General features: G+C 67.9%; 15 protein-coding genes, 2 pseudogenes and 1 riboswitch. Of the genes and pseudogenes, 7 read left to right on the top strand and 10 right to left on the bottom strand.

Annotation, left to right across the window (positions count from 1 at the left end; translation table 11 throughout):
• Positions 1 to 12 precede the first annotated feature (12 nt).
• The 4 genes from I1A62_RS25285 to I1A62_RS25270 form a co-directional block, all read right to left on the bottom strand.
• Positions 13 to 1,167 (bottom strand): Dyp-type peroxidase, encoded by a 1,155-nt coding sequence (locus I1A62_RS25285; protein ID WP_257890920.1) that lies wholly within the window; start codon positions 1,165 to 1,167, stop codon positions 13 to 15.
• Positions 1,168 to 1,327: 160 nt separating this feature from the next.
• The gene (locus tag I1A62_RS25280; protein ID WP_124391568.1) at positions 1,328 to 1,840 is read right to left on the bottom strand and encodes a hypothetical protein; all 513 of its coding nucleotides are present in this window, start codon (positions 1,838 to 1,840) and stop codon (positions 1,328 to 1,330) included.
• On the bottom strand, positions 1,837 to 3,348 hold the full coding sequence (locus I1A62_RS25275) for a PepSY domain-containing protein (protein WP_219460766.1): 1,512 nt from the start codon (positions 3,346 to 3,348) through the stop codon (positions 1,837 to 1,839). The genes I1A62_RS25280 and I1A62_RS25275 overlap by 4 nt, the downstream gene beginning before the upstream one ends.
• A 270-nt stretch (positions 3,349 to 3,618) precedes the next feature.
• Complete coding sequence (locus I1A62_RS25270; RefSeq protein ID WP_219460763.1) at positions 3,619 to 4,149, bottom strand: hypothetical protein; 531 nt, start codon at positions 4,147 to 4,149, stop codon at positions 3,619 to 3,621.
• 100 nt (positions 4,150 to 4,249) lie between these two features.
• On the opposite strand from I1A62_RS25270, the gene I1A62_RS25265 reads away from it, so the two are divergent.
• Positions 4,250 to 5,848: an FAD-binding oxidoreductase gene (locus I1A62_RS25265; protein WP_219460761.1), complete on the top strand. Its 1,599-nt coding sequence runs from the start codon at positions 4,250 to 4,252 to the stop codon at positions 5,846 to 5,848.
• Between the two features lie 264 nt (positions 5,849 to 6,112).
• Here I1A62_RS25265 and I1A62_RS25260 read toward each other — a convergent pair whose 3' ends face one another.
• The 3 genes and pseudogenes from I1A62_RS25260 to I1A62_RS25250 form a co-directional block, all read right to left on the bottom strand.
• Positions 6,113 to 6,451, bottom strand: coding sequence for a histidine phosphatase family protein (locus I1A62_RS25260; protein WP_124391565.1), 339 nt, complete (start codon positions 6,449 to 6,451; stop codon positions 6,113 to 6,115).
• A gap of 81 nt (positions 6,452 to 6,532) precedes the next feature.
• A pseudogene (locus tag I1A62_RS25255) lies at positions 6,533 to 6,749 on the bottom strand (CbtA family protein); the annotation flags it as partial.
• A 271-nt stretch (positions 6,750 to 7,020) separates the two neighbouring features.
• Entirely contained in the window at positions 7,021 to 8,442 is a 1,422-nt protein-coding gene (locus tag I1A62_RS25250; protein WP_124391564.1) for a short-chain fatty acyl-CoA regulator family protein, read from the bottom strand.
• A 151-nt stretch (positions 8,443 to 8,593) separates the two neighbouring features.
• On the opposite strand from I1A62_RS25250, the gene prpD reads away from it, so the two are divergent.
• The 6 genes from prpD (at position 8,594) to I1A62_RS47280 (ending at position 14,620) form a co-directional block, all read left to right on the top strand.
• Positions 8,594 to 10,114 (top strand): 2-methylcitrate dehydratase PrpD, encoded by a 1,521-nt coding sequence (gene prpD / locus I1A62_RS25245; RefSeq protein WP_219460757.1) that lies wholly within the window; start codon positions 8,594 to 8,596, stop codon positions 10,112 to 10,114.
• Positions 10,114 to 11,028 (top strand): methylisocitrate lyase, encoded by a 915-nt coding sequence (gene prpB, locus I1A62_RS25240; RefSeq protein WP_124391562.1) that lies wholly within the window; start codon positions 10,114 to 10,116, stop codon positions 11,026 to 11,028. The genes prpD and prpB overlap by 1 nt, the downstream gene beginning before the upstream one ends.
• Positions 11,028 to 12,173 carry a bifunctional 2-methylcitrate synthase/citrate synthase gene (locus I1A62_RS25235; protein WP_219460754.1) on the top strand — a complete coding sequence of 382 codons (1,146 nt, stop codon included), beginning with the start codon at positions 11,028 to 11,030 and terminating at the stop codon, positions 12,171 to 12,173. The genes prpB and I1A62_RS25235 overlap by 1 nt, the downstream gene beginning before the upstream one ends.
• A 29-nt stretch (positions 12,174 to 12,202) precedes the next feature.
• A riboswitch (cobalamin riboswitch) is annotated at positions 12,203 to 12,338 on the top strand.
• 40 nt (positions 12,339 to 12,378) lie between these two features.
• Positions 12,379 to 13,419 (top strand): ABC transporter substrate-binding protein, encoded by a 1,041-nt coding sequence (locus I1A62_RS25230; RefSeq protein WP_219460751.1) that lies wholly within the window; start codon positions 12,379 to 12,381, stop codon positions 13,417 to 13,419.
• Positions 13,420 to 13,421: 2 nt separating this feature from the next.
• Positions 13,422 to 14,456 (top strand): iron ABC transporter permease, encoded by a 1,035-nt coding sequence (locus tag I1A62_RS25225; protein WP_219460748.1) that lies wholly within the window; start codon positions 13,422 to 13,424, stop codon positions 14,454 to 14,456.
• The gene (locus I1A62_RS47280; protein ID WP_374710830.1) at positions 14,453 to 14,620 is read left to right on the top strand and encodes a hypothetical protein; all 168 of its coding nucleotides are present in this window, start codon (positions 14,453 to 14,455) and stop codon (positions 14,618 to 14,620) included. The genes I1A62_RS25225 and I1A62_RS47280 overlap by 4 nt, the downstream gene beginning before the upstream one ends.
• A gap of 37 nt (positions 14,621 to 14,657) precedes the next feature.
• Here the strand turns inward: I1A62_RS47280 and I1A62_RS25215 are convergent.
• The 3 genes and pseudogenes from I1A62_RS25215 to I1A62_RS25205 form a co-directional block, all read right to left on the bottom strand.
• Positions 14,658 to 14,804: pseudogene (locus I1A62_RS25215) on the bottom strand (hypothetical protein); the annotation flags it as partial.
• 104 nt (positions 14,805 to 14,908) lie between these two features.
• Entirely contained in the window at positions 14,909 to 15,934 is a 1,026-nt protein-coding gene (locus I1A62_RS25210; protein WP_124391559.1) for a methionine synthase, read from the bottom strand.
• A 26-nt stretch (positions 15,935 to 15,960) separates the two neighbouring features.
• The gene (locus tag I1A62_RS25205) at positions 15,961 to 16,932 is read right to left on the bottom strand and encodes a putative oxygenase MesX (protein ID WP_124391558.1); all 972 of its coding nucleotides are present in this window, start codon (positions 16,930 to 16,932) and stop codon (positions 15,961 to 15,963) included.
• Positions 16,933 to 16,935 lie beyond the last annotated feature (3 nt).

Genomic DNA, 16,935 nt, shown 5'->3' with positions numbered 1-16,935 from the left:
CGGATCCGGGCCTCAGGTGGTGTCCAGCAGGGTGTCGCCGAGGTGGCCGTCGGGGCCGGTGCCCGGTGGCAGGGCATAGACGGCGGAGCCGATCGGGGTGGTCCACTGGTTGAGGGCGTCGAACTCGGCGAGTCGCTGCTGGACGGGTAGGAACTGGGTGTCGATGTCGCGTTGGTAGGACGCGAAGATCAACCCCGAGTTCGATGTCTGCCCGGGCTGGGGTGGGTCGTCGTAATTGTAGGCGCGGCGGTGGAACCGTTCACCGTCGTGAATGTGGTGGGCGCGGGCGATGTGCGATCCCGGTGGGATCACCGGGATGCCGTACCGGTCGGTGGCGGTGAAGTCCGGTTCGTCGTGCTCGGCTTTGCCGGTCAGCGGCGCCCCGGTGTCGAGGGTGCGCCCGACCGTCAATTCCCTGCCGGGCCGATCGATTTCCTCCCAGGTGTCCAGTTCCATCCGGATTCGCCGCAGCACCAGGGACGTACCACCGGCCAGCCACCGATGGAGGCTGCCGTCGTCCCAGACCAGGCGGTCGAACTCCTCGGTGGCCGGGGCCGGGTTGACGGTGCCGTCGACCTGGCCCATCAGGTTCCGCATCGTGGTGCCGTCGGGGTGGCTGCGCCGAGCATTGCGGAACCCGCGTTGGGACCAGCGGACCGTGACCAGTGAGCGCACGTTCTTGGTCAGTGCCCGCACCGCGTGCGCCACCGTCACCGGGTCGTCGGCGCACACCTGCAGCAGCAGATCCGTTTGACCCCAAGCATTCTCGTCGAGTCGGTCGATCGGAAACGCGGGCAGCGGCCGCAGCCACGACGGCTGGCGGTCGGCGACGTCGGCGGCGCTGAACACCCCGGGACCCAGACCCACGGTGACGGTCAACCGGGCCGGGGTGGCGGCGAGTTCGGGTTCGGTGTCCGCCAGCGCGGGGGTGCCGGCGGTCAGCCGGGCCGCGTCCTGTGTCCACACCTTCAGCAGCCCGGCGACCATGGCGCGGTCGGCGTTCTCCCGCAGGTCCAGGCCGACGAACTGGGCGTGCGCCTGTGGCGGGGTGGCGATCCCACCCTGATGTGGGCCGTGGAACGGTTCGGTCAGCCCGCCGTCGGTGTCGGTCTCGGCGGTGCTGTGGTCGACGATCTCCTGTGCGCGTCGTCGGTGGTCGAGGAGCATCCGGTCAGCAGCACGGCCGCGCAGGCGCTACCGACGGCGAGACGCCGAAGAGTGAAGGAAGACATGTCAATTCTCCATGATGTGTGGGCATGCGGAGGGCATGCGGGTGTACCGCTACCCCGCACCGAGTGCGAGTCAGGCGTCGGTGCGGGTAGTGGTGTCAGGGGCGGTCGGTGTCGCCGGGCGGGGGCAGGATATTGCTGCGGGAGGTGACGATCGGGATCCACAGGACGGCCAACGCGGCCATCGCAGCCCACGTGAGCATCAGCCCGATCCCGGCACCGCCACGCAGGGCGGTGCCGGGCATGGCCTGCTGGGACCAGTACGCGAACATTCCCAGCAGGGCGCCGAGACCGGTGCCTGCCATCGCAATCCACGCCGCCACCCACCGGCGGGTGGTCACCGCGACCGCGGACACCACGACGCCGAAGACGATCGCGAATCCGGTGAACACCCGGAGCGGGACCCCGGCACCGGAGTGTGCGGTGGTGGCGACCGACCACCCCGGCACCGCCCCGGTCCCGGTGTGGGGCAGGGCGAGACCGACGACGAGGACGGTGACGGCGGCCGCGATCGCCGGCCCGCGCCACCCGGTCTCGACCTCGCGCGCCACCCGGGATTCGATCGCGACCAGATCGTCGCGGTACTCCGACAGGTCGGAGTCGACCATCACTGCGGCACGGCGGTGTTCGCCGACGGCGGGCGGTTCGCCCGGGCCCGGCCGATCGCACCGACGGCCACGTCGACGAGCAGGAACGCCGCCAGCGACAGCCCGAGCAACGGCACGAACCAGCCCACCGCCACCGTCCCGACGACCACCGCGACCGCGGCGACCGGATGGATACGACGCCACGCCCCGCGCACCGGCGGGCGCCCGACCCGGCGGGTGCCCCGCGTCGGGCGGCGGCGCCACCACAGGATGTAGCCGCGGACGATCACCGTCAGCAACGCCACCGCCAGCGCGGCGAGGGCGAGCTGACTGAGGAGCCCGAACAGCAGGCCCATGTGCAGGGCGATCCCCCAGGAGGTGAGTTTCGCGGCCAGCGGCCAGTCCGCGAACCGCTGCACATCGGTGACAGTCCCGGTGGCACCGTCGACCGCGACCGAATCGGTCGAGAACTGCCAGGGCTGGCGCGTCTCGGTGACGGTGAACGCGGTGCCCGCGTCGGCAGGAATGCCGGCTTCGACGGCACCGGTGACCCCGTTGCTCGCGGCGACATCGAGGACGATGTCGAGTTCGCTGACGTTCCGATCGAGCAGACCGGGATCTGCGGCCGCCGGGGTGTGCCCGCCACCGTGCCCGTCGTGACCGTCCGACCCGCTGCTGTCGGTGGGTGTGGCAGCCAGTTTCTTGTTCAGCGTCGGGGTCGTCCAGCCCGAGGCGGTACGCAGTTCGCTGACGTTCTCACCCGCATACTTCGACCAGGTCAAGCCGGTCGCCGATAGGAACACCAGACCGACCGCCATCCAGATGCCGGCCACCCCGTGCCAGCTCAGGGTGCGGGCCCGCCCGCGGGCCGACCGATCCAGGGTGAACAGGCGGGCGGCGTCGGCGCCGCGGGCGCGGCGGACGGTGCGGTACCGCTGCACCCACAGGTAGATTCCGCCGAGGGCGATCACCCACAGCCACGAGGCGGCCAGCTCGCTGTATATCCGGCCCGGCTCCCCGAGATGCAGATGCCGGTGCAGCTGCGAGATCCAGGTCCGCATCGGCAGTGCGCTGCTGCTGCCGTAGACCACCGACTCGCCCACGGACCGGGCGGTGGCCGGGTCGATGAACACGGCGCGGCGTTCGGATTCACCGAGACTGGGGTCGGTGAACAGCACCCGCGTCGTCTCGCCCTCCGACGCGGCGGGCCGCACCGCCGCGACCGTCAGGTCGGGGCGGATCCGCTGGGCGGCGCCCACCTGCTCGGCCACCGGCACCGCCGGACCGGTGGAGTCGACGTGCAGGTAGTCGCGGTAGACGAGCTGCTCCATCGAGGGCGCCAGGGCATAGAGGCCGCCGCTGACGGCGGCGATGATCAGGAACGGTGCCACCAGAATCCCGGCGTAGAAATGCAGTCGCATGATCAGTGGCCGGAAGCTGTGCGGCGGCGACGAATCCTTGCTCGCCGCAGACGAGGGCGGCGGCGCGGTATCGGCGACAGGGGCGTCGCGTTCGAGTTCGGGAATGGACATGGGCATATCTCGATTCGGTATGGGGCGGCCGCCGTTCACCCCCGCGCCAAGCATTCGGGGAGGGAGGGCGACGTCGCTTCAGATGGGGTCGGCGCCCGGACTCGCGCAACGAATCCGGCCGGCGCCGACAAGGCACGCGCGTACCGCAGCCCACCCACAGCCGGGTGGCGCCGGGACGGCGGAAGAGGAGGGGCATCGAACCTACGGACACCTTCCGTGCGCGACGCAACACATCGCGGAAACGGACGGAATCCGGAACGGGGTAACGACTTACGCGAGGGCGGGCGGACCGCGGGTGCCGGCGGCCGAGCCGACCAGCAGCCAGAGCGACAGCTTCGCCCGATAGACGGGGGTCGCCGACCAGGTTCCGGTACTCACCGGCGCCGGGGCCAGAATCGCGAGGACGATGCGGGTGACGGCCGCCAGTGCTCGCAGGCAGGCGCGTTCGGCGCCGCGCACCAGCCCGGCGGAAATAGCGATCGCGGCGAGGTGGGCGGCGATCATCGGGGTGGACAGTCCCAGGCTGTGGGCGTGCTCGCCGGCCAACCCGAGGGTGGTGTGCCCGATCAGCTGCCCGGCGGTCAGCGCCGCCACGAGGACCAGCCCGTCTCGACCGGCGATCCGGATGGCGGCCACGGCCGCACCGACCGCGGCGCAGGCGACCAGTAGCAGTACCACCGACGCCTCGCTCGGCGGCATACCGCCACCGGCGATGCCGTGGGCGGCGACGCTGACCGCGCCGGATGACGAACCCACGACGGCGCCGCGCACCTGCGCGAGCACCTCGGTCCGTGAATTCACCCCGCGAGAGTACCGCTGCTACTACCGGGACTAGTACCCCGGACCCGGGGTTCGCGTCGATTCCCACAGCCCAGGCGCCCCCGACCCGTACACTGACGCGATGCGCGCACTGTCCCGCCGGCGGCTGCTCCTCGGTGCTGCGGCGCTCGCCGGGGTCGCCGCGACCGGCGTCAGGCCCCGGACCGCCCTCGCCGCCCCGACTCCCGTGCCTGTTGCCGCAGCGGAGCTCACGCCCGCCGATCCGGGATTCGCCGAGCTTGCGCAGCGCGGATACAACCCGCGCTTCGTCGCTCACCCCCGGTCGATCTTCGTGCCAACCACCACCGAGGAGACCGTCGCCGCGGTCCAGCGGGCGGTCGACAGCGGGCTGCGCATCGCGGCCCGCTCGGGCGGGCACTGTGTCGACGGTTTCGTCGACAACCCCGCGACCGAGGTGATCGTCGACCTGCACCAGCTGACCGATATTCATTTCGACCCGGCGCACCGGGCGTTCTCGGTCGGGGCGGGCGCCGACCTCGGCACCGTCTACGAGCAGTTGTACCGCGGCTGGGGTGTGACGATCCCTGGCGGCAGCTGCCTCGGGGTCGGCATGGGCGGCCACGCCGCCGGCGGCGGCTTCGGTCCGCTGTCGCGATTGTTCGGCTCTGTCGTCGACCACATCTACGGTGTCGAGGTCGTGGTGGTCGACGCCGACGGGAACGCATCGGCCGTGCTCGCCACACGCGACGGTCCCAATCCGGATCTGTGGTGGGCGCACACCGGCGGTGGAGGCGGAAACTTCGGTGTGGTGACCAGGTACCTCCTGCGCTCGCACGACGCCGACGGGTCCGATCCGGCGCGGATCCTGCCGATACCCCCGGCGAATCTGATCACGAGCCAAATTGTCCTTCCCACCGCGACGGAAGAATCCTTCGTCCGATTCGTGGGTAATTTCCAGCGCTTCTTCGAATACAACAGTGAACCGGGGTCACGGTTCGCGAGCCTGTACGCGCAGTTCTTCGCCAGCGCGTTCCTCGGCGGGTCCTGTCAGCTCACACCTCGTCTCGACGCCGGCCTGCCCGGCGCCCGGGGACTGCTCGACGAGTTCGTCGCCGCGGTGAGCGACGGGGTGTGGCCGCCGCCGGTGGTGGTCCCCGCAACCGAGGGCCCGTTCCTGGACGTCTCGACCCGCCTGTCCGCACCTCGCGGCCGGGCTCCGTTCCTGGGAAAGTACAAGAGCGCCAATCTGCGCCGGTCCCACACCCCCGAGCAACTGCGCACACTGCACCGGTACCTGACCGATCCGCGCTTCCAGAGCCCCGACTCCGGGGTGGAGTTCTTCCCCGCCGGCGGCGCGATCAACGCCCGCCCCGCCGACGCCACCGCGATGCCGACCCGTAACTCGTTCATGAAGGCGGTCTTCGTCACCGCCTGGCGCAACCCCGCGGACGAAGCCGCGTACCTCGAATGGTCACGGAACATGTACCGCGACATCTACACCGACACCGGCGGCGTCCCCGCACCGAACCACGCCAACGCCGGCAGCTACATCAACTACCCCGACCCCGACCTACAGGACCCGCGGTGGAATACCTCCCCGGTGCCCTGGTCCACCCTGTACTACGGCGACAACTACCCACGGCTGCAGCAGATCAAAGCGACCTGGGATCCCGGAAATCTCTTTCACCACGACCTGTCGATCGAGCCCCCGGGGCGTTGAGGCGGATGGAAGACCCGCGCCACTATGCGTCGCGTCCGAGCACCGCTGCCCCGGGTTCGCACCCGCACGAATGAGAGAAAGCACCCCGGGACGATGCCGGTCGGGTGCAACAGACCCCGCTCTGGATGTGTGGCCCGGCCCGGGCTTCGCCGGCGGTCCCCGATCGGAAACGCAGTGCGCGGTCGCGGGCGATGAGCGCGGCGAGTGCTGATGCCCGCGAAATCGCCACCTTCGTGAACACGTAGCCGATCAAGCGCCTCGACATCATCGACTCGACGTCAGGACAGGTGCGGGGAGGTCGATCGTAATGTCCACCCGGACCCGGTCGATCAGATCGGTGATGCTCTCGCCGCCGTGGAGGCACGCGGTGGGGTCGGTCAACCAGGTCAGCAGCTGATCCTGCGGTATCTCGTCCATCTCGAGGCCTGCCCAGCGGCCGTAGTCGAGGTCGCGCAGCGCCGACGCAGGCTCGGCAATGATTCCGAGTTCCTTCGCGGTCTGTATCGTCCGGGTTTCCGGGGCGGTGAGCACCGCGTGCGCGCGGTCCGCGTCGACGACGAGACCGCGAGCTTTCCCGAGGTCCCGCAGGCCTACGAGGTTCAGGGGTTTCGTCGATCGGGAAGCAGGCGGTGCGTGTCGCGTGTGTCTGGGCGTGCGCGATCAGGATCAGCCGGGAGATGCCGTTCACGGGGTCTGCCGCACCGACGATTGGTGGGTGCGGTCGGTGTCGGTGCGTCGGCCGACGCGCCGGTCGGCAAGCGGGGCGAACGCGAGTCCGATCGTTGACCACAGGATCAGTTGCGCGGCAACCGAATAGAGCCGGAACTGGTAGAGGTCGTCGGCGGGGAACCCGGGGGTAGACGATGGTGCCGGCGGGATCGGTGAGCGGTTGCGGGGTTTCGGTGGCGTAGTTGCCGTATTCGGCGGTGTTCGCCGCCAGCTGCCCGAGGGACGGGGATGACGCGTCCCCGTCGTCGCGAGTGGTCGGTGAACCGAGTGCCTGACTCCATCACCGGGTGGTGATGTGCACAGTGGCGCAACCGTTCTGGTTTTCACCAGATTCCTCGGTTCATGGGGTATGCGAGCATAGAACCGCCCGTGGGGACGGGCAACGCCACCCTGGAAGCTCAACCGCAGGTAAAGTCAGGATTATGTGCTGCCCCGACGTGGGTTCAGTGGGTGCCGGGAGTGTAGGGGATGTTGGCGGCGCTGTTCTCGTCGACGTTGATGCTGCACCCCAGTTGCGGAAAGGCACGTTGGGCGCAGTCGGGGCGCTCGCACACCTTGCAGCCGGGGCCGATGGGGACGGCGGCGGACGGGTCGTCGATCTGCAGGCCGTGGGAGTAGACGAGTTTGCTCGCGTAGGTGAGGTCGCAGCCCAGGCCGATCGCGAAGTCCCGCTTCCGGGACAGGTAGCCGGGGGTGGACTCGTCGGTGGTGCGGGCCAGCCACAGGTAGGAGCGCCCATCGGGCATCTGCGCGATCTGGGTGCGGATCCGGCCCGGGGTGGCGAACGCGTCGTGCACCACCCACAGTGGGCAGCTGCCGCCGACCCTCGAGAAGTGGAAAGCGGTGGCGGACTGGCGTTTGGAGATGTTGCCGGCGCGATCGGTGCGGACGAAGAAGAACGGCACCCCACGCCGGCCGCGGCGTTGCAGGGTGGAGAGGCGGTGGCAGATGGTCTCGAAGCCGACCTCGAATTTCATCGACAACAGGTCGATGTCGTAGCGCAGTGCCTCCGCGGAGGCCAGGAACGGGGTGTAGGGCAGGATCAGTGCGCCGGCGAAGTAGTTCGCGAGCCCGATCCGGGCGAGGTCCCGGGACTGCGCAGGAAGTGATTCCGCCGTCCCGATGATCACGTCGATCGTCTCGGCCTGGGTGAGAAACGCCAGCTGCGTGGCGAGTTGGAAGGCGCGCTGTCCGGGGCTGAGCCTGCGCGCCAACGTGAGGATCCGGGCACCGGGGTCGAACGTGCGTTTCGGGCCGGGCCGGTCGGGGTCGTCGGTGCGGATGGTCACGGTGATGTCGTGCTCGTCGTGCAGCAGCCGGCTCAGTTGCAGATCCATCCCACCGAGGGTCAAACCCCGGGAGGTGAACAGCTTTTCGGCGGCGGTGTCGAGTTCGGGAATGTGATTGCGGCGGTCGTAGAAGAAGTCGCGGACATCCTCGTAAGGCATCGCCGTCGACGGGTCCGCCAGTGCGCCATCGACGCCGGAGGAGAACTGCTCGAGTTGCGCGGTGGCGCCGCGCAGCCGCCGGTGCAACCCGACCAGCACCCGGGCGGCGGCCGGGACCCGGGAGATGAGTTCGTCGATATCGGTGGTGGACAGGTCGGCGGCCTCGGGGTTCTCCCCGAACACCTCCTGCAGGTCGGCCAGTAGCCGGGCGTCGGTGTCGGCGGCGAAGAACGACATGTCCAGATCGAGTTCGGCACCCAGGCGCAGCAGCACCGGGACGGTCAGCGGGCGTTGGTCGTTCTCGAGCTGATTGACGTAGCTGGTGGACAACCCGAGGGTCCTCGCGAGCGCGGCCTGGGTCAGCCCGCGTTCCTCCCGGAGCCGTCGAAGCCGGCCACCGGCATACATCTTCTGCATACCCGAAAGGTAGCACCCACCGATTACGCAAAGTTCGCAAATTTGCAGGATGAGATCCGCAAAAATACTCATTTGCGGCGTATTTCGCAGGTAGATGCATCTGTGTAGCGTGCGAAAACGAGACAGCTCAACGATGCCCGGAGGCACACCTGTGAAGACCCATCTCGTACGCACACACCGCTCCGTCGAGGACTTCCCGCGCGACGAGCACCTGGCGTGGAAGATCGCCGAGGTCGCCACCGACCCCGCCCCGGTGCCCGCCGAGACCGCGGAGATGATCGTCAACCGGATCATCGACAACGCCGCCGTCGCCGCGGCCTCCCTGACCCGCCGCCCGGTGTCCAATGCCCGGGCCCAGGCGCAGTCGCACCCCTACCCGCAGTCGCCATCGAGCGCACACGGGTCGACCGTGTTCGGCATCGACGGCACCTTCTCGCCTGAGTGGGCGGCGTGGGCGAACGGTGTTGCGGTGCGGGAGTTGGACTTCCACGACACGTTCCTCGCCGCCGAGTATTCACACCCCGGTGACAACATTCCGCCGATCCTCGCGGTCGCCCAGCACACCGGCCGGTCCGGAGCCGACCTGATCCGCGGCCTGGCCACCGGCTACGAGATCCAGGTCGACCTGGTCCGCGCGATCTGCCTGCACGAGCACAAGATCGACCACGTCGCGCACCTCGGGCCCTCCGCCGCGGCCGGGATCGGCACCCTGCTGGGTCTGGACACCGGCACCGTCTACCAGGCGATCGGGCAGGCGCTGCACACCACCACCGCCACCCGTCAGTCCCGTAAGGGCGAGATCTCCAGTTGGAAGGCGTACGCCCCCGCGTTCGCCGGCAAGATGGCCGTCGAAGCGGTCGACCGGGCACTGCGCGGCGAGGGGGCACCGTCGCCGATCTGGGAAGGCGAGGACGGCATCATCGCCTGGCTGCTCGGCGGACCCAATGCCGAATACCAGGTGCCGCTGCCCGGACCCGGCGAGGCCAAGCGGGCGATCCTCGACACCTACACCAAGGAACACTCCGCCGAATACCAGAGCCAGGCCCCGATCGACCTCGCCCGCCGGATGCGCGGCCGCATCGGCGATCTCGACCAGATCGCGTCCATCGTGCTGCACACCAGCCACCACACGCACGTCGTGATCGGCACCGGCTCGAACGACCCGCAGAAGTTCGACCCCACCGCCTCCCGCGAAACCCTGGACCACTCGGTGATGTACATCTTCGCCGTCGCGCTGCAGGACGGCACCTGGCACCACGAACGTTCCTACGCCCCCGATCGCGCCCAGCGCCCCGACACCATCGAGCTGTGGCAGAAGATCTCCACGGCCGAGGATCCGGAGTGGACCCGCCGCTACCACTCGACCGACCCGGACGAGAAGGCGTTCGGCGCCCGCGCCGAGATCACCCTGAAGTGCGGTGAGGTGATCGTCGACGAACTCGCGATCGCCGACGCACACCCGCTCGGTGCCCGGCCGTTCGCCCGCGAGCAGTATGTCGCGAAGTTCCGCACCCTCGCCGAGGGTGTGATCGCACCGGACGAGCAGGACCGGTTCCTCGCCGCCGCCGCACGCACCCCCGAACTGCAGGCCGGTGAGCTGGGCCAGCTCACGTTCACCGTGACCGGCGACGTCCTCGCCCGCGCACCGAAGTCGCCGAAGGGACTGTTCTGATGACCGGCCTCATCGCCGCGGCCACCACCGCCACCGACAAACGGGCCGCGTTCCGGGCCGGTCTGACCTCGGGCACGATCCAACGGCTGCCCGGTGCGATCAACCCGCTGACCGCGAAACTGATCCAGGAGATCGGGTTCGAGGGCGTCTACGTCTCCGGCGCCGTGGTGTCCGCGGACCTGGCCCTGCCCGACATCGGGCTGACCACCCTGACCGAAGTGTCGGGCCGGGGCCGGCAGATCGCCCGCGTCACCGACCTGCCGGTGCTCATCGACGCCGACACCGGGTTCGGGGAACCGATGTCCGCCGCCCGCACGATCACCGTCCTCGAGGACGCCGGGATCGCCGGCTGCCACCTCGAGGACCAGGTCAACCCGAAGCGGTGCGGGCACCTCGACGGCAAGGCCGTGGTGCCGACCGAGGAGATGATGCGCCGGCTGCGGGCGGCGGTGTCGGCTCGGCGGGATCCGAACTTCGTGATCTGCGCCCGCACCGATGCCGCCGGGATCGACGGCATCGACGCGGCGATCGAGCGGGCCAAGGCCTACGCCGACGCCGGTGCCGACCTGATCTTCACCGAGGCCCTGCACACCGAGGAAGAATTCGCGAAGTTCCGTGCGGCCGTCGATATTCCGTTGCTGGCGAACATGACCGAATTCGGCAAGTCGCAGCTGATCCCGGCGCAGGCCCTCGAGGACATCGGCTACAACGCGGTGATCTACCCGGTCACCACGTTGAGGCTGGCGATGGGTGCCATCGAGGCCGGGCTCCGCGAAATCCACGACACGGGCACGCAGGAAGGGCTCCTCGGCCGGATGCAGACGCGGTCGCGCCTGTACGAGCTGCTCGAGTACGAGCGCTACAACGAGTTCGATTCCGGAGTCTTCGACTTCACACTCACGGGGAGCCAGTGATGACCGAAACCGCGATACCCACCATCTACAAGGGGCTGGCCGGTGTCGTCGTCGACACCACCGCCATCTCCAAGGTGGTGCCGGAAACCAATTCGCTGACCTACCGCGGCTACGCGGTGCAGGATCTGGCGGCGCACTGCAGCTTCGAGCAGGTCGCATATCTGCTGTGGAACGGGGAGTTGCCCACCGACGCGCAGCTGGCCCTGTTCACCCAGCGTGAGCGCGCCGCCCGCCGGGCCGACCGGTCCCTGCTGTCGCTGGTGACGAAGCTGCCGGAGAACTGCCACCCGATGGACGTGGTGCGCACCGCGATCAGCTACCTCGGCGCCGAGGACCCGGAAGAGGACGACAACACCCCGGCCGCCAACCGGGCCAAGGCTGTGCGGATGATGGCGGTGCTGCCGACCATCGTGGCCGCCGATCACCGTCGCCGCCGCGGTCTCGACCCGATCGCCCCGCACAGCCATCTGGGGTTCGCGGAGAACTTCCTGCACATGTGCTTCGGGGAGGTGCCGGCCCCGGAGCTGGTGAAGGCGTTCGAGGTGTCGCTGATCCTCTACGCCGAGCACTCCTTCAACGCGTCCACGTTCGCCGCCCGGGTGGTGACCTCGACGCTGTCGGACATCTACAGCGCCGTCACCGCCGCCATCGGCGCGCTGAAGGGGCCGCTGCACGGCGGCGCCAACGAGGCCGTCATGCATCACATGCTCGAGATCGGTGACCCCGCCCTCGCCGAGCAGTGGCTGCTCGGCAAGCTCGCCGCCAAGCACAAGGTGATGGGCTTCGGGCACCGCGTCTACAAGAACGGCGACTCCCGCGTCCCCACCATGAAACAGGCCTTCCTCGACGTCGCCGCCCGCACCGACGGCGACAAGTGGGTGCAGATGTACGACATCCTCGAGAAGACGATGAACGAGGCCACCGGCATCAAACCGAACCTCGACTTCCCCACCGGCCCCGCCTACTACCTGATGGGCTTCGACATCGAGGTGTTCACCCCCATCTTCGTGATGAGTCGCATCACGGGTTGGACCGCGCACATCATCGAGCAGGGCGAATCCAACGCCCTGATCCGCCCACTGTCCGAGTACACCGGGGTCGGACAGCGTTCCGTGATGCGCTTCGCACCTGTGAGTACTTGTTAACCGCCGGCGGTTAACAAGTACTCACAGGGGGTTATGGTGTCCGAGGCCGTCCGTACGGCCACGATCGGCGAGGGAACCCGGTGTGAATCCGGGGCTGACGCGCAACGGTAACGGTCCCCGAAGGGGAGCGGAGCCCGACTACTCCCGATCGAGTTCGGTGATCCTCGGCTCCGCGACTGGGCCCTGATGAAGGAGTTCGCTCTTCATGCGCACGTCTTGGCGGCACCTCGCTGCTCTCACTGTCGGCTCGGCCCTACTGGTCTCCGCATGCTCGGCGTCCCCGGACGAACCGGCGCCCGAGAGGGCTTCGGAATCCTCCGCGTACCCGATGACCGTCGAGAACTGCGGGCACACCGTCACCATCGACGCACCACCGCAGCGCGCGGTGTCGCTCAATCAGGGCTCGACCGAGATCCTGCTCTCCCTCGGCCTCGCCGACCGGATGGTGGGCACCGCCACCTGGACCGACCCCGTCCGCGACACTCTCGCCGCCGACAACGCGAAGGTTCCGCGACTCGCCGACAACAAGCCGTCCCTCGAGGTGGTCCTCGACACCGAACCCGACTTCGTGTCGGCCTCGTTCGGCGGCACCCTCGGACCGGGCGGTGTCGCCGACCGGAACCAGTTCGACCAGTTGGGTGTCCCCAGCTACCTCTCGCCCACCGATTGCCAGGGCAAGACCGACGAGAGCGTCAACGCGGACGGGGCACGCACCGAACCGCTGCGCATCGACACCGTATACCAGGAGATCCGCGAACTCGCCGCCATCTTCGACGTCCGAGACCGCGGTGAGCAGTTCGTCGCGGAACTGCAGCAGCGGTTCGACGCCGCGTCGAGGGAGGTCGAGGCCTCCGGGGTGTCCCTGGCGTACTGGTTCGCCGACACCAGCACCCCGTACATGGCGGGCTGCTGCGGATCCTCCGGCATCATCACCGACTCCGTCGGCGCCGGGAACATCTTCGCCGACACCACCAACGAATGGCCCCAGGTCAGCTGGGAGAGCGTCCTCGACCGCGACCCGACCGCCCTCGTCCTCGCGGACCTCAGCCGCCGCAGCATCGACGGAGACGCCCTCGACAGCAAGATCGCGTTCCTCGAAACGAACCCGGTCACTCAGCGGCTCACCGCCGTTCGCGACAAGCGGTACATCGTCGTCAACGGCGCCGACCTGAACCCGTCGATCCGCACCATCGACGGCGTGGAGAAGACGGCGGCCGCGCTGAAGCAGTGGGGACTGGCGAACTGACCGTGGTGACCACACGAGTCGACTCCCGGCCGCTGCTCGGGGCATGCCTGCTCGGCGGCCTCGCGGTGCTGGCGGCGTCGATCGCCGTCGTCATCACCATCGGACCCGCCAGCCTGTCCGTCGGTGACGTCTACGCGGTCGTGTTCGAGCGTCTCGGATTCGGGAACGCCGACATCAGCCGCATCAAAGAGGGCATCGTCTGGGAGCTGAGACTGCCCCGCACCCTCCTCGCCGCCGTCTGCGGCGCGGGACTGGCGCTGTGCGGGGCGATCATGCAGTCGCTGCTGCGCAATCCGCTCGCCGACCCGTTCGTCCTCGGCATCTCGTCCGGCGCGTCGACCGGAGCGGTGCTCGTCGTGGTGCTCGGTGTCGGTGCCGGGGCGGTGTCGCTGTCGGCGGGGGCGTTCGCGGGCGCGGTGATCTCGTTCGCCCTGGTGATGCTGCTCGCCGCCGGCGCAGGCGGTGGCCCGTCCCGGGTGGTACTCGCGGGAGTGGCGGGGACGCAGCTGTTCTCGGCGTTGACGTCGTTCATCGTGATCTCGTCGGCGGACGCCGAGCAGACCCGCGGCGTGCTGTTCTGGCTGCTCGGCTCGTTGTCCGGTGCCGACTGGGCCGACGTCACGCTGTGCGGGGCAGTCACTCTCGTCGGACTGCTGGTGTGCCTGACCCAGTCGTCCGCGCTGGACGCCTTCACGTTCGGGAACACCGCGGCCGCCACCCTCGGGGTGTCCGTACGGTGGATCCGGATCCTCCTGCTGACCGTCACCGCACTCGTCACCGCCGCCCTGGTGAGCGCCGCGGGCGCGATCGGGTTCGTGGGACTGGTCCTGCCGCACGCCGCACGGTTCCTCGTCGGTCCCCGGCACAGCCGGCTGCTCCCCACCACCGCCGTGGTCGGTGCCATCTTCATGGTGTGGGTGGATGCGATCGCGCGCACCGTGTTCGCACCGCAAGAGGTTCCGGTCGGCGTCGTCACCGCCCTGATCGGCGTCCCGGCCTTCGCCGCCATCCTCTTCCGCATGCGGACCAGCCGATGACGCTGCACGCGAAGAACCTCGGCTGGAGCCGCGGCGGACACCTCGTGCTCGACGGAGTGACCGTCGACCCCGCGGCCGGTGAGACCATCGGGCTACCCGACCGTCACGTACCGGCCGCGGTCCGCACGGCATTTCGCCGACCGCTGACCTGTGAGTACTTGTAAACCGCCGGCGGTTAACAAGTACTCACAGGGGGTGCGGTCAGAGGTCGGCGCGGACCAGCTTCGCGGCGTCGACGAGATTACGCAGCGACGCCTCCACCTCCACCGGGCCGCGGGTCTTCAGTCCGCAGTCCGGATTGACCCACAAACGCTGCACCGGAACCGCTTCGAGCGCCTCATTCAGCGACGGTACGAAACATCAGTTCTCCAGCCGTTCTATCCACGGCAGCACGGGCAACGCCACTGTGCCGATGTGACACGCACTCGGGTGCCGCCGAGTCGTCGGAGTCGCTAGGGCAACTCACGTCGCAGAAGTTCAGCCCCAGCGGCGAGCGCGACCATCTTGTCTTGGGCGACGCGTCGGCCTAGTGGCGCCATACCGCAATTGGTACTCGGGTAGAGTTTGTCTGCGTCAACAAACGGGAGTGCGCGACGAAGGGTCGCGACGACCTCTTCGGGCGTCTCGACGGTGTCGCTCGCCACATCGATCGCACCCAGCATGACCTTCTTGCCCCGAAGCAGTTCGATCAGGTCGACAGGTACCCGCGAATTGTGACTCTCCAGCGACACGATGTCGATCGATGACTGTTGCAGCAGTGGAAACGACTCTTCGTACTGGCGCCACTCGGCCCCGAGCGTTACCTTCCAGTCGGTGTTGGCTTTGATGCCGTAGCCGTAACAGATGTGAACGGCAGTTTCGCAGCTCAGCCCTTCGGTCGCACGCTCGAGCGCCGCTACTCCCCAGTCTTTCAGTTCGTCGAAGAACACGTTGAACGCGGGCTCATCGATCTGGATTATGTCGACGCCGGCCGCTTCCAAGTCCTTTGCTTCTTGGTTCAGGATAGTCGCGAACTCCCATGCGAGCTTTTCGCGACTCTTGTAGTGGTCGTCATAGAGCGTGTCGATCATTGTCATAGGGCCAGGCAGGGCCCATTTGATCGGCTGGTCGGCCGCTGCTCGAAGACGCGTCGCATCCGCTGCGAACACTGACTTTTCGCGGCTCACCGCGCCGACAACCGTCGGGACGCTCGCATCATAGCGGTCACGAATTCGCACGGTCTCGCGCCGGTCGAAGTCAACGCCGCTGAGGTGCTCGATGAACGTGGTCACGAAATGCTGACGCGTCTGTTCACCATCGCTGATGATGTCGAGCCCGGCACGACGCTGCTCATGTGCTGCGAGCGTCTGGGCGTCGAGTTTCCCTTCGCGCAGTTCGTCGTCTCGCAACTTCCACGGCGACCAGAGCTTCTCTGGCTCCGAAAGCCACGAGGGCTTGGGCAGGCTACCGACGATCGAGGTGGGCAGGAGTGTGTTCATCTCTGGTACCTTTCGGTCTCGCACGGTCAGGCGGATTGCTTGGTAGCCCACCGTTCAAGAACAGGGCCATACGGTTTCATGAGATTCACCTCGGTGAACTTTCCCTGTGTGGTCGCGAGCTGAGTGCGCTCAACACGGTCGTAGCTCACTTGCGGAAGTGAATAGTTGCCGTTGTCGAGACTCGGCTGGTACACCTCCGACGCCGCAGTGTTCGCGTTGTAGATCTCGGGACGATAGATCTTCTGAAACGTCTCCATCGTCGCGATCGTTCCCGCGAGTGCGAGGAATGAATAGTCGTTGAGCAAGTCACCGCGGTGGTAAAAGGCCAATGGAGCGACGGACCCCTGAGGCATGAAGTAGCGAACCCTGAGCCCCATCTTCCCGAAGTACTGATCGGTGAGCGACTTCTCCTCTGCCACATACTCCACCCCAAGAATCGGGTGGTAATTCGTGAGTCGGCGGTACGTCCTGGACGTCGAAACGCTGATGCAGATGACTGGTGGCCGCGAGAACCGTTCGCGATACTCGTCCGATTCAACAAAACGCTGAAAGACCTGCCCGTGCAGATCGCCGAAGTCGCTGGGGATTCCCGTCGCTTGGTGCCCCGGGAGCCGAACGCTGAAATCGTAGTCGCGAATGTATGAGGAGAAGTTGTTTCCGACGATGCCCTCCGTGCGGGCGCCCGTGGTGGTATCGACGATGTCAACGTCGAGCACTTCGATCACCGGAAACGCGGCGTCATCCCCGGCCGACGCGAGATGCAGGTCCACCGAGACGATGTCGAGTTCGAGTGCGTAGCGGTCACCACGCGGATTGTCCCAGTGCACCACCTCGTTGACACGGGTGTTCATCATCGTCACCGCGTTGCGCAGATTCTGCCGACGGCCCTCGCCGCGTGCGAGATTCGCGAAGTTTGTCGTGCTGCGCGAGTTGGTAGACGGGGTGTACTCCTCATTGAAGCGCGTCGTGCTAATGCTGAAAACACAGTCGTTCGTCATGCT

The organism is Rhodococcus sp. USK10 (assembly GCF_019378875.1).
In the GTDB taxonomy this organism is placed as follows: domain Bacteria; phylum Actinomycetota; class Actinomycetes; order Mycobacteriales; family Mycobacteriaceae; genus Rhodococcus_F; species Rhodococcus_F pseudokoreensis.
This window is presented reverse-complemented; position numbering and strand designations above follow the sequence as displayed.